This is a genomic window from Mycobacterium asiaticum, assembly GCF_001673635.1.
Lineage (GTDB): Bacteria > Actinomycetota > Actinomycetes > Mycobacteriales > Mycobacteriaceae > Mycobacterium > Mycobacterium asiaticum_C.
Map to the genome: position 1 here is coordinate 268,966 of NZ_LZMH01000035.1, position 13,856 is coordinate 282,821.

The 13,856-nt window shown below is 68.2% G+C and carries 15 protein-coding genes and 1 pseudogene; 13 read left to right on the top strand and 3 right to left on the bottom strand.

Translation table 11 applies throughout. From position 1 onward, the window contains the following. Positions 1-4 precede the first annotated feature (4 nt). The 8 genes and pseudogenes from rbfA to A5645_RS29425 form a co-directional block, all read left to right on the top strand. Positions 5-523, top strand: coding sequence for a 30S ribosome-binding factor RbfA (rbfA, locus tag A5645_RS09705; RefSeq protein WP_065129350.1), 519 nt, complete (start codon positions 5-7; stop codon positions 521-523). Next, positions 486-1,511, top strand: coding sequence for a DHH family phosphoesterase (locus A5645_RS09710; RefSeq protein WP_081288252.1), 1,026 nt, complete (start codon positions 486-488; stop codon positions 1,509-1,511). The genes rbfA and A5645_RS09710 overlap by 38 nt, the downstream gene beginning before the upstream one ends. After that, positions 1,504-2,817 carry an MATE family efflux transporter gene (locus A5645_RS09715; protein WP_065129352.1) on the top strand — a complete coding sequence of 438 codons (1,314 nt, stop codon included), beginning with the start codon at positions 1,504-1,506 and terminating at the stop codon, positions 2,815-2,817. The genes A5645_RS09710 and A5645_RS09715 overlap by 8 nt, the downstream gene beginning before the upstream one ends. Before the next feature lie 31 nt (positions 2,818-2,848). After that, positions 2,849-3,745, top strand: coding sequence for a carbohydrate ABC transporter permease (locus A5645_RS09720; RefSeq protein ID WP_065038168.1), 897 nt, complete (start codon positions 2,849-2,851; stop codon positions 3,743-3,745). Further along, positions 3,742-4,569 carry a carbohydrate ABC transporter permease gene (locus tag A5645_RS09725; RefSeq protein ID WP_065038169.1) on the top strand — a complete coding sequence of 276 codons (828 nt, stop codon included), beginning with the start codon at positions 3,742-3,744 and terminating at the stop codon, positions 4,567-4,569. Before A5645_RS09720 ends, A5645_RS09725 begins: the two co-directional genes overlap by 4 nt. A 2-nt stretch (positions 4,570-4,571) precedes the next feature. Next, a complete protein-coding gene (locus tag A5645_RS09730) occupies positions 4,572-5,885 on the top strand; it encodes an ABC transporter substrate-binding protein (protein ID WP_065129353.1) in 1,314 nt (437 codons plus the stop codon). Beyond that, positions 5,878-6,966, top strand: coding sequence for an ABC transporter ATP-binding protein (locus A5645_RS09735; RefSeq protein ID WP_065038171.1), 1,089 nt, complete (start codon positions 5,878-5,880; stop codon positions 6,964-6,966). Before A5645_RS09730 ends, A5645_RS09735 begins: the two co-directional genes overlap by 8 nt. A 39-nt stretch (positions 6,967-7,005) precedes the next feature. Further along, positions 7,006-7,190: pseudogene (locus A5645_RS29425) on the top strand (gamma-glutamyl-gamma-aminobutyrate hydrolase family protein); the annotation flags it as partial. Here the strand turns inward: A5645_RS29425 and A5645_RS09740 are convergent. Then, on the bottom strand, positions 7,176-7,925 hold the full coding sequence (locus tag A5645_RS09740; RefSeq protein WP_065038172.1) for an enoyl-CoA hydratase: 750 nt from the start codon (positions 7,923-7,925) through the stop codon (positions 7,176-7,178). The pseudogene A5645_RS29425 and the gene A5645_RS09740 sit on opposite strands and share 15 nt — an antisense overlap. A gap of 149 nt (positions 7,926-8,074) precedes the next feature. Here A5645_RS09740 and A5645_RS09745 point away from each other — a divergent pair, with 149 nt between their 5' ends. Beyond that, positions 8,075-8,344: a DUF2277 domain-containing protein gene (locus A5645_RS09745; RefSeq protein WP_065038173.1), complete on the top strand. Its 270-nt coding sequence runs from the start codon at positions 8,075-8,077 to the stop codon at positions 8,342-8,344. Then, positions 8,341-8,886 carry a DUF1802 family protein gene (locus A5645_RS09750; RefSeq protein ID WP_065038174.1) on the top strand — a complete coding sequence of 182 codons (546 nt, stop codon included), beginning with the start codon at positions 8,341-8,343 and terminating at the stop codon, positions 8,884-8,886. The genes A5645_RS09745 and A5645_RS09750 overlap by 4 nt, the downstream gene beginning before the upstream one ends. On the opposite strand, the gene A5645_RS09755 is transcribed toward A5645_RS09750, so the two are convergent. Further along, a complete protein-coding gene (locus A5645_RS09755; RefSeq protein WP_065038175.1) occupies positions 8,845-10,539 on the bottom strand; it encodes a CocE/NonD family hydrolase in 1,695 nt (564 codons plus the stop codon). The genes A5645_RS09750 and A5645_RS09755 overlap by 42 nt on opposite strands. A gap of 22 nt (positions 10,540-10,561) precedes the next feature. Further along, a complete protein-coding gene (locus A5645_RS09760) occupies positions 10,562-11,143 on the bottom strand; it encodes a DUF3558 domain-containing protein (RefSeq protein ID WP_065038176.1) in 582 nt (193 codons plus the stop codon). Positions 11,144-11,242: 99 nt separating this feature from the next. Between A5645_RS09760 and pptH the strand changes: the two genes are divergently transcribed. The 3 genes from pptH to truB are packed head-to-tail and all read left to right on the top strand — an operon-like array spanning position 11,243 to position 13,769. Next, the gene (gene pptH, locus A5645_RS09765) at positions 11,243-12,208 is read left to right on the top strand and encodes an ACP phosphodiesterase PptH (RefSeq protein WP_065038177.1); all 966 of its coding nucleotides are present in this window, start codon (positions 11,243-11,245) and stop codon (positions 12,206-12,208) included. Next, positions 12,205-12,885: a 4'-phosphopantetheinyl transferase PptT gene (gene pptT / locus A5645_RS27640; RefSeq protein ID WP_155767932.1), complete on the top strand. Its 681-nt coding sequence runs from the start codon at positions 12,205-12,207 to the stop codon at positions 12,883-12,885. The genes pptH and pptT overlap by 4 nt, the downstream gene beginning before the upstream one ends. Next, on the top strand, positions 12,882-13,769 hold the full coding sequence (gene truB, locus A5645_RS09775) for a tRNA pseudouridine(55) synthase TruB (protein ID WP_155767933.1): 888 nt from the start codon (positions 12,882-12,884) through the stop codon (positions 13,767-13,769). Before pptT ends, truB begins: the two co-directional genes overlap by 4 nt. The last annotated feature ends 87 nt before the right edge of the window (positions 13,770-13,856 follow it).

The following is a 13,856-nucleotide window of genomic DNA, read 5'->3' on the forward strand; positions in this document are numbered from 1 at the left end:
CGGCATGGCTGATCCCGCCCGGGCGCGCCGCCTGGCCAAACGAATCAGCACTATCGTCGCCTCGGCGATCGAATATGAGATCAAGGATCCGAGGCTGGCCGGGGTCACCATCGTCGACACGAAGGTGACCAACGACCTGCACGACGCGACCGTCTACTACACGGTGATGGGTCCGACGCTGGACGACGAGCCGGACCTGGCCGGCGCCGCCGCGGCGCTGGACCGGGCCAAGGGGGTGCTGCGCACTAAGGTGGGTGCCGGCACCGGCGTGCGCTTCACGCCGACCCTGACGTTCGAGCGTGACACCACGACCGACACGGTCAATCGGATGGAGGAGCTGCTGGCCCGCGCCCGCGCCGCCGACGCCGATCTGGCCCGCGTTCGGGTGGGTGCGAAGCCGGCTGGGGAGGCCGACCCGTACCGTGATAGTGGGTCGGCGGCCGAGACGCCGGCCGCCGGGGGACTTGGCGAGGCTAAGGACACCGATGACCACAACCGATCGCACGATCGATCCGAAGACTGAGCTGACGGGCATGCCTCGCTTTACCGGGGCGCGTGTCGACGCGGTCGGCGCCGCCGAGCTGCTGGAGACCGCGAACACCGTCGCCGTGATCTGCCATGTTCACCCGGACGCGGACACCATCGGTGCGGGCCTGGCGCTGGCCCTGGTGCTGGACGGCTGCGATAAGAAAGTGCAGGTCAGCTTCGCCGCACCGGCGGCACTACCGGAGTCGTTGCGCTCGCTGCCCGGCTGCGAGCTGCTGGTCGGTCCGGAAGAGTTGCGACGCGACGTCGACCTGGTGGTGACCGTCGACGTGCCGAGCATTCACCGGCTCGGCCGGCTGCGCGAGCTGGCCGAGCCCGATCAGCAGCTGCTGGTGATCGACCACCACGCCTCCAACGGCCTGTTCGGGACGGCGAATTTCGTTGACGCGAAGGCGGATTCGACGACGATGATGGTCGCCGAGATCCTCGACGCGTGGGGCAAGCCGATCAGCCCGGCAGTCGCGCACTGCATCTACGCCGGGCTGACCACCGACACCGGGTCGTTCCGCTGGGCCAGCCCGCGGGCGTTCCGGCTGGCGGCCCGGCTGCTCGAGATCGGGGTGGACAACGCGTCCATCAGCCGGTCGCTGATGGACAGCCATCCGTTCGCGTGGCTGCCGCTGCTGTCGCGGGTCCTGGGTTCCGCGCGCCTGGTGCCCGAGGCCGTCGAAGGTCGCGGACTGGTGTATGCCGTTGTCGCGCACCAGGATTGGCTCGGTTCACGCCCCGAGGAGGTGGAGAGCGTGGTCGACATCGTGCGCACCACGCAGGAGGCCGAAGTCGCGGCGGTGTTCAAGGAGGTCGACCCGCAGCAGTGGTCGGTCTCCATGCGCGCCAAGACCGCTGTGGACCTGGCCGCCGTCGCATCCGGATTCGGCGGGGGCGGGCACCGTCTTGCGGCCGGTTACTCGACCACCGGCTCCATCGACGACGTGGTGGCGGCGCTGCGCGCGGCTCTTGGCTGACTTTCGTCAGATCACCAGGCTGGCCCTGCCCGCCTTGGGTGTGCTGGCGGCCGAGCCGTTGTATCTGCTGTTCGACACCGCGGTGGTCGGCCGGCTCGGGGCAGTGGCCCTGGCCGGTCTGGCGATCGGCAGCCTGGTGCTCGGCCTGGTCAGCACCCAGCTCACCTTCCTGTCCTACGGCACGACCGCACGCGCGGCCCGGTACTTCGGGGCGGCCGACCGGGCGGCGGCGGTGAACGAAGGTGTGCAGGCGACGTGGCTGGGTTTGGGCCTGGGCACCGCGATCGTCGTGGTGGTGCAGGCCGCGGCGGTGCCGGTGGTATCGGCGATCGCGGGCTCGGGCGGTGACGGAAAAAGCACTGCATCGGCGGCCCTGCCGTGGCTGCGGATCGCGATCCTGGGCGTACCGGCGATCCTGGTGTCGCTGGCCGGAAACGGGTGGATGCGCGGAGTGCAGGACACCGTGCGGCCGCTGCGCTATGTGGTCACCGGGTTCGCGGTGTCGGCGTTGTTGTGCCCGTCGCTGGTCTACGGCTGGTTCGGGCTGCCCAGGGTGGGACTGCCCGGTTCGGCGGTGGCGAATCTGTGCGGCCAGTGGCTGGCCGCACTGTTGTTCTGCGGCGCCCTGCTGGCCGAACGGGTGCCGCTGCGGCTGGACCGCGCCGCGTTGCGATCCCAGCTGGTGATGGGACGCGATCTGATCCTGCGCAGCCTGGCGTTCCAGACCTGTTATGTCTCGGCCGCCGCGGTGGCGGCCCGGTTCGGCGCCGCCGCGCTGGCCTCCCATCAGATCGTGCTGCAACTGTGGTCGTTTCTGGCGCTGGTGCTCGATTCGCTGGCGATCGCGGCGCAGTCGCTGGTGGGCGCGGCGCTCGGGGCCGGCGACGCGGCGCACGCCAAGTGGGTGGCGTGGCGGGTGACGCTGTTCTCGCTGCTTGCCGCCGCGTTGTTGGCGACCGTCTTCGGCGTCGGTGCCGGGGTGCTGCCCGACCTTTTCACCGACGACCCGTCGGTGCTTTCCGCGGTGACGGTGCCGTGGTGGTTCCTGGTGGCCCAGTTGCCAGTTGCCGGAATCGTTTTCGCCCTGGACGGAGTCCTGCTGGGCGCCGGAGACGCCGCGTTCATGCGCACCGCCACCGTCGTGAGTGCGCTGATCGGATTCCTGCCGTTGATCTGGCTGTCGCTGGCCTACGGGTGGGGGTTGGCCGGCATCTGGTCCGGGTTGAGCACATTCATGGTGCTGCGGCTGATCTTCGGCGGCTGGCGCACCGTGTCGGGACGCTGGGCCGTGACCGGCACTCGCTGAGTCCGGCCAATCCCGGCGCTACACTGCGCCGGTGACGACCCAACGGACCCGGCGTCGGTCGTGGGGCGATTACGCGTTGTTCGTCGTGCTGGTCGGGCCGAACCTGGCGCTGCTGATGCTGTTCATCTACCGGCCGCTGGCCGACAACATCCGGCTGTCGTTCTTCGACTGGAACATCTCGGACCCGCGGGCCGAGTTCGTCGGGTTCTCCAACTACGCGGAGTGGTTCACCCGCACCGACACGCGGCAGATCGTGCTGAACACGACGATCTTCACCGTGGCGGCGGTGGTCGGCTCGATGGTTCTGGGGCTCGCGTTGGCCATGCTGCTGGACCAGCCGCTACGCGGGCGAAACCTGGTGCGGTCCACGGTGTTTGCGCCGTTTGTGATCTCCGGTGCGGCGATTGGTCTGGCCGCCCAGTTCGTCTTCGACCCCCATTTCGGCCTGGTGCAGGATCTGCTGCGCCGCCTCGGTGCCGGTGTGCCGGACTTCTACCAGGACGCGCGCTGGGCGATGTTCATGATCGTCGTCACCTATGTCTGGAAGAACCTCGGCTACACCTTCGTCATCTACCTGGCCGCTCTGCAGGGTGTGCGCCGAGACCTGTTGGAAGCGGCCGAGATCGACGGCGCGAGCCGGTGGACCACATTTCGCCGAGTGCTGCTGCCGCAACTGCGTCCGACGACGTTCTTCCTGTCGATCACCGTGCTGATCAACTCGTTGCAGGTGTTCGACGTCATCAACGTGATGACCCGGGGCGGGCCGGAGGGCACCGGCACCACGACCATGGTGTACCAGGTCTATCTGGAAACCTTCCGGAACTTCCGCGCCGGCTACGGCGCCACCGTCGCCACCATCATGTTCCTGGTGCTGCTGGCGATCACCTACTACCAGGTGCGGGTGATGGATCGGGGTCAGCGCCAATGAGGTCCGCGCGCCTGGCCCGCGTGTTCGGCTATCTGGCGATGCTGCTGGTGGTGGCCCTCGTCGCCGGGCCGCTGACATTCGTCTTCTTCACCTCGTTCAAGCAGCAGCCCGACATCTACTCCCAGCCGACCACCTGGTGGCCGCCGCACTGGCATCCGCAGAATTATCGGACTGCCACTCACCAGATTCCGTTCTGGACCTTCCTGCGCAACTCGGTGATTCTCACCTCGGCGCTGGCGTTGGTGAAGTTCGTCCTCGGCGTGCTCAGCGCATTCGGCCTGGTTTTCATCCGGTTCCCGGGCCGTAACGCGGTGTTCCTGTTGATCATCGCCGCGCTGATGGTGCCCAATCAGATCACGGTGATCTCCAACTACGCGTTGATATCCCAACTGGGCCTGCGCAACACCTTTCCGGGCATCATCCTGCCGCTGGCCGGTGTCGCGTTCGGAACCTTCCTGATGCGCAACCACTTTCTGTCGTTGCCCGCCGAGGTCATCGAAGCCGCCCGGATGGACGGCGCGCGGTGGTGGCAGCTGCTGCTGCGCGTCGTGCTGCCGATGTCGGGGCCCACCATGGTGGCATTCGGGCTCATCACCGTGGTCAACGAATGGAACGAGTACCTATGGCCGTTCCTGATGGCCGACGACGAATCGGTGGCGCCGCTGCCGGTGGGCCTGACGTTCCTGCAGCAGGCCGAGGGAGTGACCAACTGGGGTCCGGTGATGGCGGTGACACTGCTGGCGATGCTGCCTATCCTGCTCATCTTCATTGCGCTGCAACGGCAGATGATCAAGGGCCTCACCTCTGGCGCGGTCAAGGGTTAGCCGTGGATGCCGTGAACCGCAGGCAGTTGCTCACGCTGATCGGCGCGGCGGGAATGACCGCCGGTTGCGCGGGAATGGGCGGCAGCGGTGGGGTGAAGTCCGGAAACGGGCCGATGACATTCTGGTCCAATCACCCCGGTATGTCGACCGCGGTGGAAAAAGAGCTGATCGGCCGATTCGAGGCGGAGTTTCCCGGCCTGCAGGTCAAGTTGATCGACGCCGGCAAGGACTACGACGAGGTGGCGCAGAAATTCAACGCCGCGCTGATCGGCACCGATGTCCCCGATGTCGTTGTGCTGGATGATATCTGGTGGTTCCATTTCGCCCTGAGCGGTGTCATCGCGCCACTCGACGAGTTGATGCGTGAAGTGGGCGTGGACACACCCGACTATGTGGACTCGTTGCTGGCCGACTACGAGTTCGACGGCCAACGCTATGCGCTGCCCTATGCGCGTTCGACGCCGCTGTTCTACTACAACAAGGCCGTGTGGGAGCGCGCCGGCTTACCGGATCGCGGACCGGTCGCCTGGCAGGAGCTCGCGGACTGGGGTCCGCGGCTGCAGCGGGTGGTCGGCGGCCGGAACTGGGCGCACGGCTGGGCGAACTCCGAAGCCATCTCCTGGACGTTTGAAGGGCCGAATTGGGCGTTCGGAGGCGCATATTCAGACAAATGGGACCTGAAATTCACTGACCCGGCGACGATTGCGGCCGGCAACTTCTTCCGCGACTCCATTCATGGCGGCAGGTATGCCGTGGTCGCCAACAATGTCGCCAATGAGTTCGCCACCGGCATTTTGGCTTCGGCGGTGGCGTCGACGGGCGCGCTGGTCGGCATCACCGCCGCGGCCAGATTCGACTTCGGGGTGGCGCCGCTGCCGACCGGCCCCGGCGGGGCGCCCGCGTGCCCGACCGGCGGGGCTGGGCTGGCCATCCCGACCAAGTTGTCCGACGAGCGAAAGATCAACGCGCTGAAGTTCATTGCCTACCTCACGAACCCGCAATCCACCGTCTACTTCAGCCAGCGCACGGGTTACCTCGCCGTGCGCAAGTCTGCGGTCGATGACCCGAGTGAGCAGCGGTATCTCACCGAAAACCCCAATGCCCGAGTCGCTTTCGATCAGCTCGCGCACACCCGCCCGCAGGATTATGCCCGTGTCTTCCTACCCGGCGCCGAGCGCGTCATCGCGTCCGGACTGGAGTCCATCGGGCTGAAGGGATCCGATGTCAGTGCGACATTCAGCGACATGAACAAGCAGCTGCAGGTCATCTACGACCGCCAGATCAAACGCAAGCTCGCGGGTTTCCGCCATGGCTGAAGTGCGGTACCGCGCGGTCAGCCATCGCTACCCCGGCGCGCAGGGGCTGGCGGTGGACAACCTGCACCTCGAGATCGCCGACGGCGAATTCCTGGTCCTAGTCGGTCCTTCGGGTTGCGGCAAGTCCACCACCCTGCGGATGCTGGCGGGACTGGAAACCGTTGAGAGCGGCCGCATAACGATTGGAGACGTGGACGTCACCGATCTGCCGCCGCGGGCCCGCGACGTGGCGATGGTGTTTCAGAACTATGCGCTGTACCCGAACATGACGGTGGCCGCCAACATGGGATTCGCCCTGCGCAATGCCGGCATGTCGCGCGCCGACACGCGCCGGCGTGTCCAGGAAGTCGCCGCGATGCTGGAATTGACTGAGCTGCTGGACCGTAAGCCCGCGAAGCTGTCCGGCGGGCAACGCCAGCGGGTGGCGATGGGACGTGCGATCGTGCGCCGGCCGCAGGTGTTCTGCATGGACGAGCCGCTGTCGAATCTGGATGCCAAGTTGCGGGTCAGCACCCGGTCGCAGATCTCCGGGCTGCAACGTCAGCTCGGCACCACCACCGTCTACGTCACCCACGACCAGGTGGAGGCGATGACCATGGGCGACCGGGTCGCCGTGCTCAAAGATGGTGTACTGCAACAGGTCGACACCCCGCGTGCCCTCTACGACAACCCGGTCAACACCTTCGTCGCCACGTTCATCGGGGCCCCGTCGATGAACCTTATCGACGCCGCGGTGGCCGACGGTGTGGTGCGCTCACCCGACTTGGGGATCCCGGTGCCCCGCGGGACCGCCGAGCGGGTGCTGGTCGGTATCCGTCCGGAGTCCTGGGACGTGGTGCCCGCCGGCGCGGCGGGTTCACTGGCGGTGCACGTCGAGCTCGTCGAGGAACTCGGCTTCGAATCGTTCGTCTACGCGACGCCGGTGGGGCGGGAGGGTTGGGCGTCGCTCGCCGAACGAATTGTGTTCCGCACCGACCGTCGCACGGCGGTGCGGGTCGGGGAGGAGTTGGCGATCGTGCCGCACCCGAACGAGGTGCGCTTCTTCGACAGCCGAACCGAGACCCGCGTGGGCTCGGCTTAATGGCGGCGACCCGCTTCGCCCTGCTGCGCCGCGCTCGCGATCGGCTGGTCTGATGGCGGCGATCCGCTTCGCCCGGCTGCGCCGCGCTCGCGATCGCCGCTGGTCTGATGGCGGCGACCCGCTTCGCCCGGCTGCGCCGCGCTTGCGATCGCGGCTGGTCTGATGGCGGCGATCCGCTTCGCCCGGCTGCGCCGCGCTCGCGATCGCCGCTAGCGCACCTGCGAGCGTCCCCGTTGCAACACCGCCTCGCGGTTCGCGGCGATGTCGTCACCGCTGGTCCGGAACTGCCGGGCCGCGGAGGCCTCCAACCAGAGCCCGCCGCTGGTCTGTGCGTCGTCGATCCGGTGGTAGGACGCCAGCAGCGCGCGGACCGCGCCCTGGTTGTTGCCGACGATGGACGCCGCGACCTGCCGGGCGGTGGGCAACAGCTGGTCGTGCGGCACCACCTCGGTGACCAGCCCCGCGCGCAGCGCATCGGCGGCCGACAGGTAGTCGCCGGTCATGCTCATCCGCCGGGCTAGGCCCACGCCCACCTTCTGCGGCAGCCGCACGCTGAGCCCCCAGGTCGGCAGCAGGCCCACCCGGGCGTGGGTGTCAGCGAAGCGCGCTTGCTCGGAGGCGATCAGGATGTCGCAGTACAGCGCCAGCTCCAGGCCGCCGGTTACGGCGGCGCCGTTGATCGCGCCGATCACCGGTTTGGTCAGCGCAGGCCACCGCGGCGAGATGTCCGGCAGCGCGGTCTGGCCGCCCAGCTCTTTGAGGTCCAGTCCGGCGCAGAACACCGGGTCGGCGCCGGTGACGATGATGACGTCGACGTCGTCGTCGCTCTCCGCGTCGGCCAGCGCGCCGAAGAACTGGTCCCGCAGCGCCGAGGACAGCGCGTTGCGGGACTGCGGGCGGTTCAGGGTCAGGGTGCGTACCCGCTCGTCGTTGTCGATCAGCAGGATGTCGTCGGTCATGACTTCACCGTAGCCACGCGCCGGTGGGCGGCCTGGGCACCCCCGTGCGCGAGCAGACGCGAAATCCCCCGCACGCTCGGCGTGTCGGGGGATTTCGCGTCTGCTCGCGCAACCTAACGCAACCCACCGCGGCGCCTATCGTGAAAAGCATGTGCCGGAACATCACCGAACTGCGTGGGCTGGAACCGCCCGCCACTGCCCAGGAGATCGCGGCCGCGGCGCGCCAATATGTCCGCAAGGTCAGCGGGATCACACGTCCGTCGGCGGCCAACGCCGACGCGTTCGAAGCGGCGGTCGCCGAGGTCACCGCCACCACCGCCCGGCTGCTGGACGCCCTGCCGCAACGCCGCCAGCCGCCCAGGACCATCCCGCCGCTGCGCCGGCCCGAGGTCATCGCCCGACTCGCGGGACCGCAATGAGGCCGGCGCTCAAGGAGTGGAGCGCCGCCGTGCATGCGCTACTCGACGGGCGTCAGACCATCCTGCTGCGCAAGGGCGGCATCGGCGAAAAGCGGTTCGAGGTCGCCGCCCGGGAATTCCTGCTGTTCCCGACGACAGCGCACAGCCACGCGCAGCGGGTCCGGCCCGAGCACCGGGACCTGCTTGAACCCGCGGCCGACGACAGCACGGACGAACACATCGTCGTGCGGGCAGCGGCCAAAGTCGTTGCGGCGCTGCCCGTCAACCAGCCGGACGGCCTGGAACGGATCGAGGACCTGCACATCTGGACGGCGGAGTCGGTGCGCGCGGACCGGCTCGACTTCCGGCCCAAACACAAGCTCGCCGTGCTCGTCGTCGCCGCGGCCCCGCTCACCGAGCCGGTGCGGCTGAGCCGGACCCCGGATTATGCGGGCTGCACCAGTTGGGTGCAGCTGCCCGTCGAACCTGCGTTGGCTCAGCCGGTGCACGACGACGCCGCGCTAGCCGACATCGCCGCCCGGGTCCGCGAGGCCGTCGGCTGAGCCGGCTGGCAGCAGCAGACGGGAATCCCCGAAATGCACCGAATGGGTGGCCGCCCGCAGCTCACGCCCGGTCAGCAACGGTTCACCGGTGCCTAGGTTGCGGGCATAGCGGGGGAACCAACTACCCGCGATCAGCACGCGGATGCGGGATCCCGCCTCGAACCGGTGCGCGATCGGATCCAACTCGATACGCACGGTGCGTTCGCCGTCGGCCAGGCGCCGGTAACCGTCGCTCACGTTCCGGGACCGGCCCTTGGCGTCGACCTCGCTGACCCGGACGAACAGGTCGGCGTGGGGATTGTCGGAGCTGTGCGACAACTCGAGCACGGGGTTGCCGTACACGTAGAGGTCGGCGTCCAGGGCGGCCCCGGTGAAGCTGAGCACATCGTCGCGCAGCGCCAGCTCGGTGTCGTCCCGGTAGCCACCCTTGGGCGACAGCAGCGGACCACCCGTGGTCGGCGTGGGATGGGCCGGGTCGTAGCGGAAGTTGGCCGGCCGGGTGTTGATCTCAGGCGGGGTGTCGCCCAGGTGCCCGTAGGGCTGCAGGTACAACGACCGTTCGGTGGTCGCCGGCGGCCAGTCCGGCAGGTGGCGCCACCCCTGTCCGGTGACGTAAATCCGGACCGGGCTCGGGCGCCGCGCCGCCGGCGCGTGGCCCAGGTGGGTGTCCAGCCAATCCAGGGTTTCCCGCACGCATATCGCCAGGCCCTTGGTCAGCATCTGGATGTGCGTCCAGGGCCCCACCGTCAGTGCGACGTCGACGTCACGGTCCCGCAGGTGCCGGTACTGCTGAATCGTCTGGCGCACGAAGATGTCCTGCCAGCCCGACAGCAACAGCACCGGGACCGACACCCGGTCCAGTGCGCCCGGGAAGCGCATCGGGTCCCAGAACGGGTCGGTGGCTTCGTTGTGTTCCAGCCACGACTCGAACCAGGGCGCGCCGTCACCAAGCAGCTTGCGGGCCGATTTACCCAAAGGCACCTCGCTGGCGGCGCGGGATACTTTGCGCGGGGCGCGGACGCGGGCAATCAAGGCCCGGAGCCGGCGCGGATCCTCCTGGCGGGAGACCAGTTCGCTCCAGGCCAGGAAGTCGACCGAGAACGACCCGGTGCCCCACACGGATTCGTGGAAATCGTGCGGGCCCACCGTGATCACCGCCGCAGCCAGCTCGGGCGGCGGATCGTCGAGCAGCGCCCACTGGGTGAAGCCGAGGTAGGACACGCCGATCGTCGCGAAGCGGCCGGTGAACCACGGCTGCTGACGCAGCCACTGGACCGTATCGGCGGCGTCGGGGGCCTCGTTGACCATCGGCTCGAACTCGCCGCCCGACCCGAAGGTGCCGCGCACGCTCTGCAGCACGACGTGGTAGCCGCGGGCGGCGTACAACCGCGCGAATGCCAGCGAGAACGGCAACTTGCGGCCGTACGGACCCCGTGCCAACAGGGTGCCGGCGGGAGTAGCCGTCTGCGGTGCGTAATGGTCGGCGACGAGGCGGACGCCGTCGCGCATCGGGATCTCGACGCGGTTGACGGTGAAACGGGTGCTGGCGCGGGGCAGACGCAACGCCGCACCCAGCGCGCCCAGCGCGAACCGGCCGCCAGTGCTCAGTGGGCGCAACCGTGCCTGGTCGCGCCGCAGGGAAGTGGTGCTCACATTCCCAGGTTAGGAAATCGGCTCAGAACTTGTAGAACGGAGCGAGTTCGTTGGCGCGCTGCAGATTCGTGGACGGGCAGTCGACGTCCGGCTCCGAGTAGACCGTGGAGTAGAACAACGACTGCTGGATCACCCCGTAGTCGGTCTTGAAGGTGACCATGCAGGAGATGTACCAGAAGCTGTTGTGGTAGGTGGGCTTGAGCACCCAGTACTGGGCGGCGCGGTGGCCCTGGATCGTGGTCTCGACGGCGTCGGGGGGCAACGTCTGGGCGTAGGTGCGCCAGATGATCGGTTCAACCGCAAGCTGGTAGTTGCCGGCGTCGAACTGGCAACGCAGTCCCTCCAGCGGTTGCGGAGGTGTGTAGGCCAGGCCGAGCCGCTGGACGGCGTCAAACGGGATGTCAGTGCAGGGGTCGAAAGGGCTCGGATCGCTGGTCGCCACGATCGGGCTCTTCATGGTGGTTTCCATCGGTTGCGCGGTCGACCGCAACTCGACGGCGCCGCGGCCGGCCGGTGGTGCCTGGTAGTGCCAGCCCGCTAAGCCCACCATGATCGCGGTGACCAGCGCGCTCAGCGCTGCAGCCAGACGTACCTTGGCAAACACGACACCCCCTGCTCTCGGCAGTCCTATTGCCGGGAGTGTACAAGTAGCGTTCGCACCGTCACAGCGAAACCATTCACCTCGTCGCTAGGGTGGATAACCGTGGCAGGGCATGAGTCGGGCGGTGGGGGACAGCCGACGCTGTGGGCGGTCTCGGACCTGCACACCGGACACCTGGGCAATAAGCCGGTCACCGAGTCGCTGCACCCCTCGTCGCCGGACGACTGGCTGATCGTGTGCGGCGACGTCGCCGAACGCACCGACGAGATCCGCTGGGCCCTGGATCTGCTGCGCAGGCGCTTCGCCAAGGTGATCTGGGTGCCAGGCAACCACGAACTGTGGACCACCAACCGGGACCCGATGCAGATCTTCGGCCGCGACCGCTACGACTACCTGGTCAACATGTGCGACGAGATGGGTGTCGTCACTCCCGAGCATCCGTTCCCGGTGTGGACCGAACGGGGCGGGCCGGCCACCATCGTGCCGATGTTCCTGCTCTACGACTACACATTTCTGCCTGCCGGCGCCGCGAGTAAGGCCGAGGGCCTGGCCATCGCGAAAGAGCGGAATGTGGTGTGCACCGATGAGTTTCTGCTGTCGTCGGAGCCGTACCCCACCCGCGACGCGTGGTGCCGCGAACGGGTCGCCAAGACCCGCGCACGGTTGGAGGAGTTGGACTGGATGCAGCCCACCGTGCTGGTCAACCACTTCCCGCTGGTGCGTGAACCCTGCGAGGCGCTGTTCTATCCGGAGTTTTCGCTGTGGTGCGGAACGACCCTGACTGCCGACTGGCACACCCGCTACAACGCGGTGTGCTCGGTCTACGGTCACCTGCACATTCCGCGGACCACCTGGTATGACGACGTGCGGTTCGAGGAGGTGTCGGTGGGTTACCCGCGCGAGTGGCGGCGCCGCAAGCCGTACAGCTGGTTGCGCCAGGTGTTGCCGGATCCGCAGTACGCACCCGGCTACCTGAACGACTTCGGTGGCCACTTCGTGATCACCCCCGAGATGAGGGCGCAGGCCACCCAGTTCCGGGAACGGTTGCGGCAGCGGCAGAACCGGTGACGGCGCGAACGCTGGTATCGCCGCTGCTGCCCAACACGCTGGCCGAGGAGATGGGCTACGCCGAGTTGTACACGGATCCGCCGGGGCTGACGCCACTGCCTGAGGAGGAACCGCTGATCGCCAAGTCGGTCGCCAAGCGGCGTAGCGAATTCATCACCGTCCGGCACTGTGCACGGATCGCGCTGGGTGAGCTGGGTGTGCCGCCGGCGCCGATCCTCAAGGGCGACAAGGGCGAACCATGCTGGCCGGACGGCATCGTCGGCAGCCTGACCCACTGCACCGGCTACCGGGGTGCGGTCGTCGGGCGCAGCGAGGCGGTGCGGTCCGTCGGTATCGACGCCGAACCGCACGACGTGCTGCCCAACGGCGTGCTGGACGCGATCAGCCTGCCCGCCGAGCGTGCCGAGATGCCGCAGGCGATGCCGGACGGTCTGCACTGGGACCGAATCCTGTTCTGCGCCAAGGAAGCCACCTACAAAGCCTGGTTTCCGCTGACCAAGCGGTGGTTGGGCTTCGAGGATGCGCACATCACCTTTCACGCCGATTCGGCCGACAGCGGCCGGTTCGTCTCCCGCATCCTGATCGACCCCGCCGCCCTGTCCGGCCCGCCCCTGACCTCGCTGGCGGGACGCTGGTCGGTCGAGCGGGGTTTGGTGTTGACGGCGATCGTGCTGTGAGCGTGACCGGCCCCGGCCTGGTGATCGTCGACAAGCCGGCCGGGATGACCAGTCATGACGTGGTGGGACGTTGCCGGCGCATCTTCGCCACGCGCCGGGTGGGCCACGCCGGCACGCTGGACCCGATGGCCACCGGGGTGCTGGTCGTCGGCATCGAGCGGGCCACCAAGATCCTCGGCCTGATGACCGCAACCGACAAGTCCTACACCGCCACCATTCGGCTGGGCCAGTCGACGTCGACCGAGGACGCCGAAGGTGAACTGCTGCAATCGGTTTCGACCGAGCACCTCACCGACACCGCTATCACAGCCGCCGTCGCGAACCTGCGCGGTGACATCAGCCAGATCCCGTCGGCGGTCAGCGCGATCAAGGTCGGCGGCCGCCGGGCGTACCAATTGGCTCGCGAGGGCCAGGCCGTCGAGCTGCAGGCCCGGCCGGTGCGCATCGACCGCTTCGACATCACCGCGGTGCGGCGCGGGCCGGACATCATCGACCTCGACGTGGCCGTCGACTGCTCGTCGGGAACCTACATCCGGGCGCTGGCCCGCGACCTCGGCGACGCGCTGGCGGTGGGGGGTCACCTGACGTCGCTGCGGCGCACTCGGGTGGGTCGCTTCGACCGGACCCAAGCGGTGTCGCTCGACGAGCTCGCGGAGCACCCGCGGCTGGGCCTGAGCCTGGACGAGGCCTGTCTGCTGATGTTTCCCCGCCGCGATCTCGATGCCGCGGAGGTCGACGCGACCGCCAACGGCCGGCCGCTCGCTGCCGCCGGAATCGACGGTGTTTACGCCGCGAGCGACGCCGACGGCCGGGTGATAGCGCTGTTGCGGGACGAGGGGGAGCGGACCAGGTCGGTGGTGGTGATCCGCCCGGCGACTCTGTAGCGCCGAGCGTGGGCCTCCGGTAGGTGAAACGGCCTCCGCGCCGCCATAGGCCCCACGTTCGGCGCCGCAGCGGTTTGGCAGACTGTG